Below are 16,413 nucleotides of genomic sequence, written 5' to 3'. Positions count from 1 at the left end.
CATGGGCAGGTATTGGGAATACATTTTCTGTTATTATCTTATTAATTTTCTTCTGGAAGCGTATTTCAGGTATGGGTGTTATCGCCACGATTATTGTCGGATTTGTCAGTGCTATCGTTTGGCCGCTTTCATCGCTTGAATCGATTTTATCAGCAAAAGCTGCAACGTTCTTTATTTGCTTAATCGCTGGTATTGTATTCTCTTTAATTTATCCTGATACAGTAAAAGAGACACAGCCTAAATTAGTAAAATCGTAATATGGACTATTATTTTCTTATACAAAAAGGGGCTTGTTTAGAAAGTGTGGATTTGAAATTTATCTAGACCGGTTCTGGTGCAAATACCAAGACAAATTGAAAAAAAGTTGTAGGTCCACTTTCAGAAAAGTCTATGTATGAATTCCACTTTATTTTTGGACAGACTACACCCCTTGATGAAGTTTCGAAAGCATATTTATCACCTCAAGATTTTCTTACTACAAGTTTAAATCCAAAAACACTGTATACAAACTCAATTTTAATGAGTTTGTATACAGTCTGAACATTTCTTCTTTAGAGGAAATGTTTTTTTTATTTGTTAAAATAAAAACCCAAAAATATTAAGATGAGATCTGTAAATGTTAGCCATCTAACAAAATTTATACTCATTTATGTAAGAGCAAAGTGTAGATAACGTATCACATTTTTTTAGGCGGAGGAGAACACTAATGAATGAACAGCTTACGTTAAATGAACATTACAAGGGGTTGTAGAGCAATTGCGCCACAAAAGGTATTAGACAATCTAGCAAAGTCAGTAACTGATTTAATTGACAAGGAACAGGTGGGTGGATTAGCTGTAGGATTAAGGCTCCTAATTTTACATTGAAAGATGCAACAAGTAAAAAAGTAACTCTAACAGAGGAGTTAGCGAAGGGGCCAGTATCCTTTTTTTTACCGAGGTGGGTGGAGTCTATTTTGAAATCTCGAGCTACAAGCTTACAAAAAAGCACCTGGAACAAATTAAAGGTCAAGGTGCTAAAATGATTGCGGTTAGCACTGAGTCACCAGACAATTCTCTAAGCTCAAAAGAAAAGTACGACCCACCTTTCCTTGTATTAAGCGATAGAAACAGTCATGTTACTTCTGCCGACAAAAAAGCATATGAGGTACCTGAATACTTGGCTGAAACGTTAAAAGGTGTTCTTGGACTGGACCTAATTCGTTATAACGATGCAGATGTAGCTATATTGCCGGTTCCTGCAACATTTATCATTGACAAGAAGGAATCATTCAATTTGCTTTTAAAAATCCAGACTATACGACTCGTATAGTGCCAACTAGAGCAATTGAAGTGCTTAGTGCATTAAAATAAACAACCATTCATTTAAATGAAAAGGAGTAGTTAGATATGGCAGTATTAAACGTAACGGATAAAACGTTCGCAACAGAAACAAATAATGGGGTAGTATTAGCTGATTTTTTTTGCTACATGGTGTGGGCCTTGTAAGATGATCGTACAAGTATTAGAAGAACTTGAACAGGATATGGGTAATCAAGTTAAGATTGTGAAAATTGATGTCGACCAAAACCAAGAAACAGCTAATAAATTTGGTGTAATGAACATCCCGACTCTATTAGTGATGAAAGATGGCGAAGTAGTAGATACACTTGTTGGTTATAGACCAAAGGAAGCTCTTGAAGAAGCTCTCAATAAACACATCTAAACAGCAAAATCATCGGGAAGTTAGAGATTTCAATCGTTTTGTGTAAGGTACATTACATTTTTCTTTTGCGGTTTCCTATATACTCAAGTTGTAAGGATGATTCATGATTAAGACGAAAAGGAGAGGAAATATAATGAAGAACATGATGAATGTAACAGAGCATATTCGAGCAGTTGTAAAAGAATATCAAATAGAATTATTCTTTAAAGATGAAAAGATAGGAACGATCTCCATTTCTCCTGATGAGCAAAGAAATTTAGAGCTGCATCAAGATTATGTGATGGAAAATGGGAAGATCTTTAAATATATGGAGCATTTACAAGCAGATCATCCTAAAGCATATGTCGAAGGCTGTGACCTTGGCTGGTGCTAAAATTTCTTTAAGGGGCAGATACTATGAATGTACAATTTTCGGATAGAGCAGTTGAGAGATTAAACCAGGAGCCTGCCATTGCTTATCAATTGAACCCTAGTCTGGGTGGTTGCTCCATTGGAGCGGATTGGGTGACATTTGTCGGGATGAAGGAGCTAAGTTCAGAGATGGAACAACAACTCCTTTCTACAAACTTTAAGCCGGTTTTATTGGGACATAAGTCAGACCATTTATTTGATGAAGACTTAGTAGTGGATTATAATCCAAGTAAGTCCACGTTTATTTTAAAAAGTAACAGCCAAATCTATACGGCGTATATGAAATTAGAATATAGAAATTAAGAATGATACAAATCAAGTATCTTACCATGTAAGATTGCCTTGATTTGTATTTTTTTAGGAGTGATTTAATTGGATACAGTGACGTTTGGTATGGGCTGTTTCTGGGGACCTGAGTCACGTTTTGGCTACCACCCTGGAGTCATCAGAACAAGAGTCGGGTATGCGGGAGGTAAAGAAGGTCAGCCTACCTCCAAAAACACGTTAGATTATACAGAGGCTTTACACATCCAATATGATTCAAATCAACTGAGTTTAGATCAGATCTTGACTCAATTTTTTGAGCAGCATAATACAACGAGAGCTCCTCGCTCGATTAAGTATCGTTCTGTTCTGTTTTATCAAAGCGAGGAACAAAAAGATAAGATGCTTCAAAAAGTAGAGCACATCAAGCAACATCATGGTCGCTGCTATACCGATGTAGAGCCTCTTGACACCTTTTACGAGGCTGAAATCCGTCATCAAAAGTATTATCTTCAAAGATGGAAGCCTGTTTATGAAACGTGGCAGCAGCTTGAGGGAAAGGAATTCCTAGTTGATTCAACCCTAGCAGCCAGGTTAAATGGCTTTTCAAAAGACTGTGGGTCACTTCAAGAGCTGATGCTGGAATTTTCGGATTCAGGCTACCATACTCTTTGGTCAGTGATCGAAGAAGTGTCAAAGGAGACGAAAAATCAGGCACGTGAATCGTGTGATATAGTATGTAAGAGTAAATGAAAAACAGCCTGAACTAGGGCTGCTATAGTTTTAAAGTTTGGATTTATGCTTAAAGCGGATTTCTCCAGTTTCATCTATCATAAACGTAGCCAGTACTGGTAAGATCCAGTTTACTTTCCCATTGAAGGATTCTAAATCTAAGTCGATCTTTTCATAAGCATCTTTTAAATAATCAGGAACATCGAAAAGTACATTATACTTCGCTGAAACGATTCCTCTCGGATCACTTAACACTTGAAAATCGAATTCGTTTTTCTCTTGCATGGATAGTGTATTGTCCGGTGTTTGTGGACTGATTGCCAAAAGCTGTGCGACTAGCTCCTGTATATCGGGTAGGATCTCTTGGTAGGCTTTTAATTGTCGATTACAGAAAGGGCACCAAGATCCGCGGTAAAACGTTAGCACTACCGGACCTTTTTCCAGCTCTTCATAATTTGTCAATAATCATATTTCAAACTTGAAGCAATATTTTTAGAAATTTTCACAAATTTTAAAGCGCTTGGAGAAAGCTGAATACTGTGTTTGTGTGCAATTCCGACGTGTCTAACATACGACTCATAAATTTTTTTTCGGATAAGAGTATTTGGTGCATGAATTAAAATCGAATTCGGCACGATTGAAATACCTAAATTTTCATTTACCATCGTCAAAATGACTTGGTCAACGGATAATTCATAAACGATATTAGGGTGTATTTTATTTTCGGATAACATGCGTGAAACATCACGGTCAATGGTTCGCTTTGGCATTATCCATCGTTCATCTTTTAATTGTTCTAGGTGAAGTTTATCCTCCTTCGCCAAGGGATGACCTTGGGCCATTATGCAAACGAGTTCATCATCAAAAATTGAATCAAAAACAAGATTTTTTGAATGCGGCTTTACTAAAAAACCGATATCGATAATCCCATTATGCAGCCATTCCTCGATTTGATCGTAATCTCCCTCCATCAAACGAATGTGTAAGTTAGGATGATGTTGTACAAAGTACGCTAATACTTTTGGTAATAAAACGAATGAAACACTTGGAAGAATACCAACAGATAAAGAGCCTCCGATGAAATTTTTTAAATTAGCAACTACGGTTTCAAGCTGATGGTTCTGTTGTAAAATTTTTGAGATATGTTCATAAATGATTTTGCCTTCGCTCGTCAAAACGATATTGTTTCGATTACGGATAATAAGAGACAGCTCTAGTTCTGCTTCTAAATTGCTGATTGCATGGCTAATAGAAGACTGTGTGAGATTCAACTTTAAGCCGGTTTCGGTAAAATTCCCTATATCAACGAGTGTATGAAATGCGATATATTGTGCTAAAGTAGCCATCGTAAACTCCTTTTATGAATTTTTTTCATACTCATTCATCAAAATATTCATTTGATTTATTTTAATGTCCCCTCCTATAATAAAAATAAATCCCAAGTAAATCAATACGAATTATTGGAGGTCCAAAAACATGGCAGAGGAAAAGTTGATGATGAAGGCTTTATCCATGGATATTATTACAGGAAAAATGTTTACTGAATTACATCTGTCTATTACGGAAGAATACGGTGAGCATGGTCGTGAGTTAGTTCAAAAAGGATTAGAAGCTTTTGGTTTAAAAGACGCTGAAGCAATGGCGAAAAAGGCGACAGCAGAAGGTGAAAATCATGCTTTCTTTGAATACTTACCTCAAGTTGTAGAAGGAGAAGAAAAATTTGCGGATTTAACGACATATGCACGTTTTTCAAAAATGTTTGCACAAATTGCAAAACTAGTTGTTGATGAATACGGTGAGAAAGGCGAGCAGGTAATTATGCGAGCAGTGGAACGCTTCGGTAATAAACGTGGTGAAGGTATTGCACAACGAGCACGTACAAACGGTTTAGAAAATACTGTGGAAAATTACCTAACTAACTACGATATGGGGCGCAGTGATTTATTTGAAATTGATACGGTTTATAAAAAGAATGAAGTAGAGCAAACATTTACACATTGCCCATTTGGCCAACAATGGGCAGATGATAATATGGGCAAATACGGTATTCTTTATTGCAAAGTAATCGATCCATCCATTGCAACAGGATATAATAAAAATTTTGAAGTTATACATGATCAATATGTATTACGTGAGGGTCAATGCCATTTCCAATTTCAGATGAAAGAGTGAGTGCAATGATTAATGCTAACCGACTACTAAAGCATCTTCAAGACTTAAGTCAAATTGGACGTAATGAACTAACAGGCGGCATTAATCGCTTTTCTTTTACACCTGAAGAACAACAGACTATTGAGCTCGTAACATCATATATGGAAGAAGCAGGCATGACCATCACAGTTGATGCCGTTGGGAACGTTATTGGCACATATGGTGAAGGAAGCGAAACCATTATGCTAGGCTCTCATATTGATACTGTGCCAGAGGGCGGATAATATGACAGTGCTTTAGGTGTTCTTGCAGCAATTGAAGTCGTTCAAACCATTCATGTACAACAGCTATCACTTTCAAAGAAAATTGAAGTTGCAAAGCGTTTAAAGATGAAGAAGGAACACGCTTTGGCTTTGGCTTTGGGTTAATCGGCAGTCGTGCAGTGGCTGGCCTTTTAGCATATGAGCACCTACAGAAAACCGATGCATCAGGTATTTCTATTGAAGAAGCAATGAAGCAATCCCAATTGTCACCCCTTCCTTTAGAAAAAATAAAACGTAATGACATTCAAGCATATTTAGAAATGCATATTGAGCAGGGAAAAGTACTAGAAAACGAAGAATTACCGGTAGGCATCGTTACAGGTATTGCAGCACCATTATGGCTGGAAGTGACTGTGACAGGCGTTAGTGCACATGCTGGTGCAACGCCAATGCCAATTCGTAAGGATGCTTTAGCTGCAGCAAGTGAAATGATTTTAGCAATTGAACAAATGTTCAATGACAGGACCAATTCTGTAACTACTGTCGGAAAACTAAATGTAGAACCAAATGGCGTAAATGTCATTCCGGGTAGAGTTACCTTTACAATTGATATTCGTGATATTGATGAACAAATAATAAGCACTTTGGAAGGTTCCTTTTTAAGACAAATGCAAAAGATTGCTGAGCGTAGAAAAGTTACGCTGAAAACAAAGATGTTACAACTCGTAAAACCAGCAAAAACAGATCCTATGCTTCAACAGCAGCTAGCAAAGGGCGTCCTTGCTGCTCTCATTTATTTCTCGCTTAACTTGTTTTGGTGTAGGTGCTTGTGATTGTTGCTGCCTTAACGCTTCAATCCGTTTGCGAATATCGACATTGTTGTACAGCGTTGCTTTCGTTACACCTGATTCATTTGAGACACTGTTAAAATTAATCCTTTCATTGGATCGTATGAGCCGTTTAACGGCTTCGTCTACCTTTTGATAGGTGTTTGCATGACAGATTGGAATGTTCGTGCACTCTTCAGACGTTTACGGGAGAAAACAGGTATACATGTGCATCCGCATTTATTTCGCATGCTCTTCCTAAAACCATTCGTAAAACCGTTTTTCCCTGACCATTTTCGCCATAAAAAACATGAATAACGGGCTGCTAAACAGCCCGTTAATTTTCAATTCTTTCACCCGATTGCCGAAGTTTTACAAATGAATAGATACTTATTGAACTACTCACCATTTAGGGGTTCCCAAACTTCAGCTACTAATTTTTTACCTGTCATCATATTTCTAGGTATGTTCCAATTTTGTCCATATGCCTTTTGTATAGAAATACTAATAGTGCGGAGGCCTCTAGTTAGACTGCCTGCCTTCATAGTTGACAATAGAACGAATCATATAGTTCCCGACATCAAATCCGGAGGTCGGCATCTGTCTCCATGTTGTCCCATCAGAATTCCATGCACGCCCGGCTAATTGACCGTTTGTATCCAAACCGAGTGAAGAGATATAAGGATATTTTCCTGATTGTCCATAGACAAGATAAAACTCCTTATCAACGAAAATAGAATAACCGGATAAATCGACTAACGTCCAAGGATCGTTCGGATTTACCTTGGCATCAATCGGGCCTGCGAGCCGTTTTCCCGGTGCCCCACTCTCACCTGTTGCATCATAGACATAGACTTGAAAGTTAGTGCTGCCCGGTAAAAAATAGTCCGGTATAACACGGAAAAGCCCACCGGTTAAAAGACCTTCTTGTTTCCCGTCCGCCAATGTCATTTTTACAGCTGCCAGTTCCTTTTCACTAGGTAAAATAACATTCTCATTTGTACCATCATCATAACCAATTTCTTCTGGATAACCCACAAACGGGTTTAACTGAATATCTTTCATTTTCGTCATTTTGTCACTGATTGTGATGTTCAATTTCTTTGTATGGTAGTACGGCGCACGGATCAGAAGAGTGTAGTTTCCATTATAAGCTTCAATAGAAAACCTTCCATTTTTATCGGTAACGACGGGTTTAATGGCCGCATCTTCTACCAATGCTAAAGTAGCTCCTGATATTGGTTTCCCCGTCGGCTGGTCGATAAGTTGTCCAGTTAACGTACCTTTAGGTATTGGGTGTAACACAAAATTTTCTGTGCCAACAGTATTATTTGTAAAAGTAACCCTTTGATCCTTTGAACGAAATCCATAGGCTTCGGCGCGAATTGTGTATTCTCCCTCTTCTGCTTTCAGTGTATAGCTGCCATCGTTTGGATTGGTCTGTATGGCTTGGCCTGTCTCAAGTATAGTTACTTGTGCGTCCAACGGAAGAAAATTAGAGTCACGTACTTTATTAATATCGACTTCAGAACCAGGTATTTGGATATTCTCTATTGTGAGTGGTATTTTTGTGATTTGCTGCTTTTGTTCCAAAGTTGTTGTAGAATTATTTTCTTTTAACGGTTCAGTGTCTTGAAGTGACTTTTCATCTATGGAAACATCATCTAAATACCATCCCAAATTTGAAACTTGGTTGTCGGTTACCAAATGATACCCCACATAAATGGTCTTTCCTTTATAAACAGATAAGTCTATCTCTTTCGTTTCCCATTTCGTATAGGTATGTCCTTCATTTGTTATAATCTTTTCCCAATATTTCATGTCAGTGGAGACTACCACATATCCATGGTCATCAATTCCGTTAAAAGAAAATGGAAAGCCATATGCTTGTTTAAAATGTAAATAAGTAGATCCTTCAGCAGGGACATCAATTGGAGGCATTACCAGAGTCGAGTACTCATTGTTATTGTAGGACCAATCGTTTGCTGTTGTGGCGTACACTTTTTCTCCTGACGGGACCGTTATTTTCGGATACATTGGTTTCCCCCACTCCCACGAACTAAATCGGCCAAACGAGTACCAACCAAATGGATCAGATTCAAAATCAGTTTTGTATCCTCTTGTAATCCCTTGTTTTACCTCTTCTGTATACTTTTTGGATTGCGTAGTGTTTTCGCTATAATCAGTAATGGTCCACTTATAAGAGATGGTTGATTCTTTTACATCTGAAAAAGGTATTGTGGCTTGAAAGCTTCCAGCATGAGAATCGCCAGATGTTTGAACAGCGTGAATGGATTTCCACTCTTTATTGTTACCAATTTGATAAGAGAGCTCGACCAGCTTAATAGTTGTGTTATCTTGTGCCTGAATGGTTAGCATAAGTGGAGCTCTACGATAAACAATGGCCGGTTTTGTAAATTGGAATGTAGGTTTCTTGTTGTCCGTCCCCTCATAACCAACTTGGCCATTTACCTCAGATAATTTTCTATCATCAGGATGAATTACGTCCCACGCATTGACCAGTCCATATCCATAGCCGTGATTTGGGGAAGTCGTATAGATTTCATCTGTTAGCTCTGTAGCGCTGGAAAGGAACTTTTGCGCGATTTCATCTACTGTGAGTGAAGGATTGGTTTGTTTTACCAATGCCACAATTCCTCCAATATGCGGTGCTGCCATCGAGGTTCCGTCTAAACTTCCATATCTTCCAGTCGGTAAAGAGGAACGTATTTCTACTCCGGGAGCAGAGACATCAGGTTTAATCTCGTTATAGGGTGAAGGTCCTCGTAATGAAAATGATGCAATTTGATTTTCAGAGTCCAATGCACCAACGGCAAATGATTCCGGATAATTTGCTGGATTCGAAACAGATCCTGGAGAAGAATAACCATTACCAGCAGCAAAAACAGGGAAAATGTCCGCCGCACGCCATGCTTGTACGATCTGGCGATACCACTCATCTAACTCTGATCCCCCGCCCCAAGAATTGTTGACAACATCGGGTGCCATCTCAGGATGTGGATTTCCTTCCGTATCTTTTGGAGCGAGGATCCATTCCCCTGCTTTTAATAAGTCAACATTTGTTGCTATACCATTATCATCAAAGGCTTTTACCGCGATCCATTTAGCCCCGGGAGCCACGCCAATATGATTAGTATGATTCGGTTCTGATCCAACCATAATTCCCATTGTGTGGGTTCCGTGTCCATTAACATCTTCAGGCACCGCTGAATCGTTTACTGCGTCGTACCAGTTAAAGGTATGAACCGCATTCATGGGATTAGAAATGTTAAATCCCCGATATTTTGTTTGGAGTGTCGGGTGTTTCCAATCGACACCAGTATCAATATTGGCTACGACCACACCGGATCCATCTATCCCTTCATCCCAAAGATTTGGTGCTCCTACTCTTTCAATATTCCATTCAACGGAAGAGCTGTTTGTTTTTACAAGGGGCTCACTCGACTGTTTGGGTTCAATCACTTTTTTTGTTTCGTTTGGTAAAATCTTTTCTATCTCAGGGTAAGATGCCAAACTATCCAAAACTTCTTTCGTAGCAGTGACGGCCATTGCATTGACAATGTAAAAAGATTCAATTTCTTTCACTTGTCCTTTATTTTTCTCTTGCTTTAGAAACTTTTTAACACTAGACTGATTATCTTCTGCGTTTGTACGAAGGGTTGTCACGATTGTGGAACGCTTTCGTTGCTTCTTTTGAAATGTAGTCATATCCTGGTTTTTAGACTTTTCAACCGTTTCTTTCACAACTGAATCTAGATTTACTTGTTTTTGGAATTTAACAAGAAAGGTGACGTACTCATCTTCCTTAAATTTCTCTAAAACTTTTTTATTAATTTTATTTTGCGCTTTTTCCTCTACCTGTTCATTGATTCGGAATACAGGAGATTTGTATGTACCTTCAGCAGCATAAGAAGGGACATTCACTGTAGAAAAAATTAAAATAACGGCCAATACCACTAGATTAAAAATTCTGTTTTTTCTGTACGTTCTTATTTTTTTCATTTCACCACTCCCTTAGTTTCTGAATCGCCTTGTTGGAAAATAACAACAACCTTCGCGATTTATTTTAGAATACTTCCTGCTAAGGCTCCTATCAATTGGTATCATTGAGATTGTAAGGTCATACATTTTTTGTATATGATTTCAATATTTGATTTTCATTTGAATGATCTCGTATCGCTTGCTAAATGTTATGTATGAAAAGAGACCCAATTCACTCAAACTCTATTAGACTTTCAAAGAGGAAATTTTTAAGTAAAGCTAGGACAGTCCTTTTTGTATATTATGTATATTTTAATCCTAAACAACTGACAGCTAAATCTTCATTCTCTTTGCCTGACTGCTTTTCACTAATAGTTATAATGTTTCCAAAGTTTTTTCGGTTTGTTCATTTAAAAACGAAATAATTATAAAATCTAAAATTATGCTCAATGGAAAACGTGAACTTATATCCAGCTCACCATAATAATAATTTGTGATATATGCCTGGAGAGATAAATGCACTTCCTGTTGTAAACTGTTGATAGGTCTCCCGGTAATAGCAATTAATTTGACATTATTATGTTTTAAAATTTGTACAAATTCTAACATATGCTTTGTTTCTCCGCTATAGGAAACCAATATTGCTAAATCATTTTCTTTTAAATTGTTTGCGGCACTTCGTAATTCATCCCAATCTTCTCGCGCATAGCAAATCTTTCCCGCAAACATAAGCTTCCTTGCAACGTCTTTACAAACCAGAAAAGAATTACCAACACCAAATAGCTCGACGTGATTGCTTTGTTTTATATAACCGGCTGCTAGCTTTATTTTTTTTTCATCTACTAATTGTAAGGTAAAATCCATTTCTTGTTTCATTCTTTCTATATGTATTTGTAAAAGAGAAGTGGGAGGCGAAACAGCATTTTTCATTTCTTGTGTTACTTCCTTAGTAAGCCTGTACTTCATTTCTTGAAACCCACGAAATCCTAGTTTTTGGCACGTTCTGCTAATAGTAGCAGTGGACACAAAAAGATTCCGGGATATTTCATCTAGTTTCTGGTGGGTAAAATATTCAGGGTTCCGCAATAAATACTCTAACACTCGCTTTTCAAGCGGGCTCAATCGTTCTCGATGTTGTGATAAGCGTTTTAAAAAAACTTGCATATTGTCATATCCCCTCTTTATTCTTAGATTAATGGACTTTTCTTTTGCCTTCATCTTCTTTGATCACCTTCAAGACAACCTTTCATTCTAGCCTTCTGCCTAATAATAAAAAAATAACTACGAAAATGACATTTAAAAAACAGGGTATTAAGTTTTAAAAACAGTTTTATTCATTTACCGTTTACAAAAAAGATAATGTTGTTTAAAAACGTTAGTCATGGTATTCCATTTAAAGGCCAGATTGCACCGGAATATGGGGGCGACCATGGGTTATTTTCCAGTCGATCATGAGACCTTGAGCTACTTACGATTTATCGGGCATACCGAGAAACACGTGTCCTTGGTTGAAGCCTATTACAAAGCACAGGGTATGTTTGTATCGGAAAACAGTGAGGATCCTGTGTATTCAGAAATAATCGAACTTGACCTGTCCACGTTAGTTCCTTGTTTGGCTGGTCCCAAGCGACCACAGGACCAAATTCCGATCTCCACTATGAAACAGTCCTATAAGGAAGCAGCTTAAGCTTCCGTCTACAAAGGCGGGTACGGCTTGTCTGAATCCGATCTGTCGTTCTCGCCGCCATTACGACCGGCACCAATACGACCAATCCAAGCATTTTGATTTGTGCCGGTCTCCTCGCCAAAAAGGCAGTAGATAAAGGATTGAAGAAGCCTGCATATGTAAAAAACTCGCTTATCCCGGGTCATTTCGGATTATTTAACCGAATCGGGTCTGTCCAAAAGCTTAGAAGCGCTCGGATTTCATGTTGCAGGATATGGATGCGCGACCTGTATCGGCAACTCTGGTCCGCTCCCCGAAGATGTCAGACAGGAGATCGTGGACCATGATCTTGTCACGGCAGCCGTTTTGTCGGGCAACCGTAACTTTGAAGGATGAATCCACCCACAAGTAAAAGCCAATTATTTAGCCTCACCTCCGCTTGTGCCTATGCGTTAGCGAGTACGGTTACCATTGGTGTCGCTACCGAGCCGATCGAGGAAAAGCCCGTTTTCTTGAAAGAATACAGTAATGGATGAACCAGGCAGTCCGTCCTGAGCTGTTCCGCAAAAACTATCAAAATGTCCTCTTCGCTAATAAACAGTGGAATGCTATCGAACCTCCAAACGAATTATTGCGGGGATAGAGGCTATGCACATGATCAAAAAAGGACAGACTCTTCAAAGGGAGAAGTCTGTCCAAAATCAAAAAGAATTCATCCATCAACTGTGATTGGACTAGTTGCTTAAGACCAGGGATCAATAGAAATCTTGTGCTTTTTTATATTTTCTTCAAGTATTTGCACCAGAACCCATTGTTGTTTGTTATTTTCTTACCAGTTCAAAGCCATCGAATGCCGCCCAGTTGTTCGCGTTGGCGTCATTCCATATCCCGATCTCGATTTGTCCGTTCGTGACCTGAATGTTGTCAATCGTATACTTCCGGTATTCCGTTACCGTACTCGTCCCGATGTCACTCGAGAGCTCGGCGCCTCCGTAATCTTTGACGTACAGCTTCAGGGCTTTCTGCCCTCCGCTGGAGCGAGCCCAGACGCTGGCCTTGTACAGACCGTTAGGAACGTTTACCTTTTGAGCCGTAATTTGCTGATACGCTCCGGACGCCCAGTGCGTCAATTTATAGCTGCCTTGGCGGGGATAATCCTTATCGACCTTTTGTGCCGATACCGAGCTATTCCACTCGAAACAGCCTGTCAAATCTCCCGTTTCAAAGCCCGAATTGGCTAGCAGGTATTGGCTCTGCGGTTCCGCGCGATTATACACCCGGACATAATCGACCATCATCGTCTGCAGGAACGTCGTCGAACCGTCGGGATCGCCGTCAAAGTTTCCGCCGACGGCCACATTGAGCAGAATGTGGAACCGCTTATTAAAGGGTGCCGGGCTTGGACCGCCCGAACTGTACCACTCCTTCGTCCTGTGTGTTTGGTACAGGTTACCGTCAACGTACCAGCGGATTTTGCCCGGCTCCCACTCCACGGCGTACTCGTGGTATCCCCCGTCAGGGAGCCGTTATTCCGCGCCGATATTTCCACAGATTTCCGAAGTGAATCGTTCCATGCACCTTGAGCGGGTCCGAGCCCCACTGCTCCATAATGTCGGTTTCGCCGCTGATCGGCCAGGTTCCGTATTCCCAATCGGTTGGAAGCATCCAGATGGCGGGCCATAAACCTTTCCCGGTGGGAAGCTTTGAACGAGCTTCGATTCTCCCGTAGGTCCAGTCTCCTTTATTTCTGGATACCAGGCGAGCGGAGGTGTAGGGCATTCCGTTCTTATTTTCTTTGATCGCCTTAATAACCAAATGGCCGGATCCGTCCAGGTAGGCGTTATTCGTACTGTCGGTGTAATACTGTTTCTCGTTATTCCCCCATCCGGTTCCCCCGGTATCGTAGCCCCATTTACCGGGGTCGGGCGCCGAACCGCTGATCCCGCTAAATTCGTCGCTCCACACAAGACGCCATCTGCTGTCTGCATTTAGTTCCGCCATCTCTAGAACTCCTCCTTCTTCAATTTAGCAGGAAAGATTGTTGCCCGGGCTCACGCCGAGAATCCCGCAAATTCTTTTGTACTGCTCGACACGGCTTTGAACCGGACCTCCGCCTCCGCGATTACATTCGAGCGACCCATTGATCGTACGGATCGTCTCGCCGAACCCTCTAGAATTTACCAACGCATTATGGCAGGTCATCGTTCCTGCCCCAGTCTGCGTGTTCCAGAACCACAGCCCCGTTTTCCAAGCGACCGAGGAGTCTCGAGCGACCAGACCCGGGTCGGCCCCAGTAGCGGCAGCCCCAGCGCTTCGCCGGCCGCTCCGTAATTGTAATTCCAGCTGATCTGGATCGGACCGCGGCCGTAATATTGTTTTCCCGGCGCGCTTGGATAGCGTGTGTTGCTAGGATCGGAATAGTGGGAGTAATTCGCCTTGTTCTGCTCGACGATGTAATAGAGACCGCCGGTTTCATGGTAGACGTTGGCAAGAAAAGCGGCAGCTTCCTGCTTCTCTATCGTAGCACCGCCGGTTTTCGCAAAGCCCGGATACGCACCGAGAGCCGCGATCAGCCCGGAGTAGGTATAGAAACCGTTCCGGTTCGGGAAAATTTGATTGAATTGCTGCTCAGATACGGCGAATCCTCCCGTTTGCGGGGAAGAAAAACCGGAGCCCGCCGGAGAAATAACGAATTCTTCCCATTTTGACGCCGACGACCTATTCGCGTAAAGAACCGCTCCTTTATTCAAATCGGCTGATACGTATAAATTGTTCGCTACGGCCTGCAGCGCTATTTTCCCGTTGCCGCGGTCGATTTTCCGGAACCTCTCCCATGCCTGAATCTCCGTAGCCCGACAACCAGCTTCGTCTCCTGATTCAGATCCGCCGTAAATATTTATTATTGGCTACCGCTTGGAAGGAGATGGTCCCGTCCGAGTTGTTAATGACATTAAAGTTCTCCCATTCCTGAGCAGCCTCGCGGTTGGCAGCCAGCGGGCTTTCTCCCTGGTTCTCCGCGCTAACGAATTGATTATTAAACGCCGATTTAATCTGTATTTGCATAAGTCATCCTTGAGCCTTTTTACGATTTTTGAAATCCGATTTATTTGTCAGAGTTCATGTATCGGTATATGTGTCAGATTTATAAACAACTTTGGCTCCTATACTAATGGTTATACCTCCTAGAATGCAGTCCCAATATTTGCCACATGTCCAACATAAAAATCAAATCGGCCTGTAAAGTCATCGTTTCCCGATACCACCATCGCTACACGAACAGCAACCACTGGGAATGCAGCATGTTGAAAAAAATAAGCCTCTGCCTGGCGTTTTCCTTCATCATAGGCATAATCGTCAGCATCCAGATTAACTTTGTAATCTTCCAGGATAAAATCTCTTTCCACAATTTCAGTTTCTTTATGACCGTACACTGCCATACTTGACGTAAAGACATAACGTTTTATACGGTTGCTGAATGTTTCAACAGCGATTTTGGCTTCTCTCGGATTAAAACAAATTTGGTCATAGACTACGTCAAAGTACTGGTCTGCAAAGGCGCGCTTCATTGAACTCTGATCCGTACGATCAATTTTAATTCTTTTTACCTTCTCCCCAAAATCATCTGAAGTTTGGCCACGAGTAGCAATGGTTACATTATGTCCATCTTCAAGTAATAACTCGACTAAGCGGCGACCAAAAAACTTTGTACCTCCCATAACAAGAATTTCCATAAAGGCCCTTCTTTCAAATTTGGAAAAAATGAATGCTGCCTTTTTGTAAGCCGTTGATGGGACATATTCATGCCTCTTTTTAAGCAAATCCTAAATATTAAGCTTTAAGTTTCTTTTTGATCCATTGAACAATTTTTCGGAGCTCTGTTGCCGTTGGTCGGCCAAATGGGCTTGTTTGCTTTTGTTGATAAAGCAAGGTGCCCCCTTCATCTGTTAAGAAGTATGCAGGTTCGCCGTGAGCACCGTGGTCCTCATAGAGATCATTATCATTATGGTAAAAGACATCATAAGCTTTTAATACGTTTAAATCCTGATCAGACAGAACTGGGAATGTAAAATTATGTTTTTCAACCATTTGGTTCAAATTATCAAGGTTATCTGCAGAAACAACTGTAAAATACACCCCTTTATCTTCAAAATAACCTTTGTTTTTCTCTAGTTCTTTTAGATCTTCCACACATACAGGGCACCAAGAACCTCTAAAATAGATGACTAGGTGCCAGCCTTTATTATCATTACGAAAAGATTCGAAATCATATTGGTAACCGGACGTAGAGGGGAGTTCAAAGTTAGGAACTTTATCTCCTAAATTAAATTTATTCACAAATAAACCTCCCATATTTGAAATTAAGTTATTTTTAATATAAAGATATTAATTAAAC

Annotated in this window: 18 protein-coding genes and 5 pseudogenes; 11 read left to right on the top strand and 12 right to left on the bottom strand. The window is 40.3% G+C overall.

Annotation, left to right across the window (positions count from 1 at the left end; genetic code table 11):
* The 6 genes and pseudogenes from IQ19_RS14240 to IQ19_RS14215 form a co-directional block, all read left to right on the top strand.
* Positions 1-257 (top strand): annotated as a pseudogene (locus IQ19_RS14240) (sodium/proline symporter); the annotation flags it as partial.
* A gap of 682 nt (positions 258-939) precedes the next feature.
* Positions 940-1,311 carry a redoxin domain-containing protein gene (locus tag IQ19_RS14235; protein ID WP_277875343.1) on the top strand — a complete coding sequence of 124 codons (372 nt, stop codon included), beginning with the start codon at positions 940-942 and terminating at the stop codon, positions 1,309-1,311.
* A 77-nt stretch (positions 1,312-1,388) separates the two neighbouring features.
* A pseudogene (trxA, locus tag IQ19_RS14230) lies at positions 1,389-1,704 on the top strand (thioredoxin).
* Between the two features lie 133 nt (positions 1,705-1,837).
* Complete coding sequence (locus IQ19_RS14225) at positions 1,838-2,077, top strand: DUF2553 family protein (RefSeq protein WP_158638805.1); 240 nt, start codon at positions 1,838-1,840, stop codon at positions 2,075-2,077.
* 23 nt (positions 2,078-2,100) lie between these two features.
* Positions 2,101-2,418: an iron-sulfur cluster biosynthesis family protein gene (locus tag IQ19_RS14220; protein ID WP_113885883.1), complete on the top strand. Its 318-nt coding sequence runs from the start codon at positions 2,101-2,103 to the stop codon at positions 2,416-2,418.
* Between the two features lie 78 nt (positions 2,419-2,496).
* Positions 2,497-3,132, top strand: coding sequence for a peptide-methionine (S)-S-oxide reductase MsrA (locus IQ19_RS14215; protein ID WP_242021008.1), 636 nt, complete (start codon positions 2,497-2,499; stop codon positions 3,130-3,132).
* 30 nt (positions 3,133-3,162) lie between these two features.
* Here the strand turns inward: IQ19_RS14215 and IQ19_RS14210 are convergent, their stop codons facing one another.
* Positions 3,163-3,573: a peroxiredoxin-like family protein gene (locus IQ19_RS14210; RefSeq protein ID WP_144543043.1), complete on the bottom strand. Its 411-nt coding sequence runs from the start codon at positions 3,571-3,573 to the stop codon at positions 3,163-3,165.
* Positions 3,570-4,457 carry a LysR family transcriptional regulator gene (locus tag IQ19_RS14205; protein ID WP_144543042.1) on the bottom strand — a complete coding sequence of 296 codons (888 nt, stop codon included), beginning with the start codon at positions 4,455-4,457 and terminating at the stop codon, positions 3,570-3,572. The genes IQ19_RS14210 and IQ19_RS14205 overlap by 4 nt, the downstream gene beginning before the upstream one ends.
* Positions 4,458-4,587: 130 nt before the next feature.
* On the opposite strand from IQ19_RS14205, the gene IQ19_RS14200 reads away from it, so the two are divergent.
* The 3 genes from IQ19_RS14200 (at position 4,588) to IQ19_RS28540 (ending at position 6,358) form a co-directional block, all read left to right on the top strand.
* Positions 4,588-5,283, top strand: a complete 696-nt coding sequence (locus tag IQ19_RS14200) for an L-2-amino-thiazoline-4-carboxylic acid hydrolase (protein ID WP_144543041.1) — start codon at positions 4,588-4,590, stop codon at positions 5,281-5,283.
* 5 nt (positions 5,284-5,288) lie between these two features.
* Positions 5,289-5,546 (top strand): hypothetical protein, encoded by a 258-nt coding sequence (locus tag IQ19_RS28545; protein ID WP_242021004.1) that lies wholly within the window; start codon positions 5,289-5,291, stop codon positions 5,544-5,546.
* 143 nt (positions 5,547-5,689) lie between these two features.
* Positions 5,690-6,358 carry a hydantoinase/carbamoylase family amidase gene (locus tag IQ19_RS28540; RefSeq protein ID WP_242021007.1) on the top strand — a complete coding sequence of 223 codons (669 nt, stop codon included), beginning with the start codon at positions 5,690-5,692 and terminating at the stop codon, positions 6,356-6,358.
* Here the strand turns inward: IQ19_RS28540 and IQ19_RS28535 are convergent.
* The 3 genes and pseudogenes from IQ19_RS28535 to IQ19_RS14180 all read right to left on the bottom strand — a co-directional run.
* Positions 6,296-6,535: pseudogene (locus tag IQ19_RS28535) on the bottom strand (DUF6262 family protein); the annotation flags it as partial. The gene IQ19_RS28540 and the pseudogene IQ19_RS28535 sit on opposite strands and share 63 nt — an antisense overlap.
* A 339-nt stretch (positions 6,536-6,874) precedes the next feature.
* Complete coding sequence (locus IQ19_RS14185; protein WP_144543040.1) at positions 6,875-10,375, bottom strand: S8 family serine peptidase; 3,501 nt, start codon at positions 10,373-10,375, stop codon at positions 6,875-6,877.
* A 354-nt stretch (positions 10,376-10,729) separates the two neighbouring features.
* The gene (locus tag IQ19_RS14180) at positions 10,730-11,572 is read right to left on the bottom strand and encodes a MurR/RpiR family transcriptional regulator (protein ID WP_242021003.1); all 843 of its coding nucleotides are present in this window, start codon (positions 11,570-11,572) and stop codon (positions 10,730-10,732) included.
* A gap of 186 nt (positions 11,573-11,758) precedes the next feature.
* Between IQ19_RS14180 and IQ19_RS14175 the strand changes: the two are divergent.
* Positions 11,759-12,642, top strand: a pseudogene (locus tag IQ19_RS14175) (aconitase family protein); the annotation flags it as partial.
* Between the two features lie 2 nt (positions 12,643-12,644).
* Positions 12,645-12,749: pseudogene (locus IQ19_RS28530) on the top strand (IS6 family transposase); the annotation flags it as partial.
* A gap of 92 nt (positions 12,750-12,841) precedes the next feature.
* On the opposite strand, the gene IQ19_RS29010 reads toward IQ19_RS28530, so the two are convergent.
* The 7 genes from IQ19_RS29010 to IQ19_RS14150 all read right to left on the bottom strand — a co-directional run bounded on the left by IQ19_RS29010 (position 12,842) and on the right by IQ19_RS14150 (position 16,355).
* Positions 12,842-13,513, bottom strand: a complete 672-nt coding sequence (locus IQ19_RS29010) for a LamG domain-containing protein (protein ID WP_277875342.1) — start codon at positions 13,511-13,513, stop codon at positions 12,842-12,844.
* A gap of 22 nt (positions 13,514-13,535) precedes the next feature.
* The gene (locus IQ19_RS29005) at positions 13,536-14,021 is read right to left on the bottom strand and encodes a glycoside hydrolase family 16 protein (protein ID WP_277875341.1); all 486 of its coding nucleotides are present in this window, start codon (positions 14,019-14,021) and stop codon (positions 13,536-13,538) included.
* A gap of 24 nt (positions 14,022-14,045) precedes the next feature.
* Entirely contained in the window at positions 14,046-14,258 is a 213-nt protein-coding gene (locus IQ19_RS29000; RefSeq protein WP_277875346.1) for a chitinase, read from the bottom strand.
* A complete protein-coding gene (locus tag IQ19_RS14165; RefSeq protein WP_277875340.1) occupies positions 14,219-14,770 on the bottom strand; it encodes a chitinase in 552 nt (183 codons plus the stop codon). Before IQ19_RS14165 ends, IQ19_RS29000 begins: the two co-directional genes overlap by 40 nt.
* A 127-nt stretch (positions 14,771-14,897) precedes the next feature.
* The gene (locus IQ19_RS14160) at positions 14,898-15,083 is read right to left on the bottom strand and encodes a fascin domain-containing protein (RefSeq protein ID WP_144543039.1); all 186 of its coding nucleotides are present in this window, start codon (positions 15,081-15,083) and stop codon (positions 14,898-14,900) included.
* 119 nt (positions 15,084-15,202) lie between these two features.
* Complete coding sequence (locus tag IQ19_RS14155; protein ID WP_144543038.1) at positions 15,203-15,751, bottom strand: NAD-dependent epimerase/dehydratase family protein; 549 nt, start codon at positions 15,749-15,751, stop codon at positions 15,203-15,205.
* A 97-nt stretch (positions 15,752-15,848) separates the two neighbouring features.
* Positions 15,849-16,355 (bottom strand): peroxiredoxin family protein, encoded by a 507-nt coding sequence (locus tag IQ19_RS14150; protein WP_144543037.1) that lies wholly within the window; start codon positions 16,353-16,355, stop codon positions 15,849-15,851.
* Positions 16,356-16,413 lie beyond the last annotated feature (58 nt).

It is taken from the genome of Cytobacillus oceanisediminis (assembly GCF_007830235.1).
Classification (GTDB): domain Bacteria; phylum Bacillota; class Bacilli; order Bacillales; family Cytobacillaceae; genus Cytobacillus; species Cytobacillus oceanisediminis.
The sequence above is the reverse complement of the archived record's forward strand: the minus strand, read 5'-3'. Positions and strand labels throughout refer to the sequence as shown.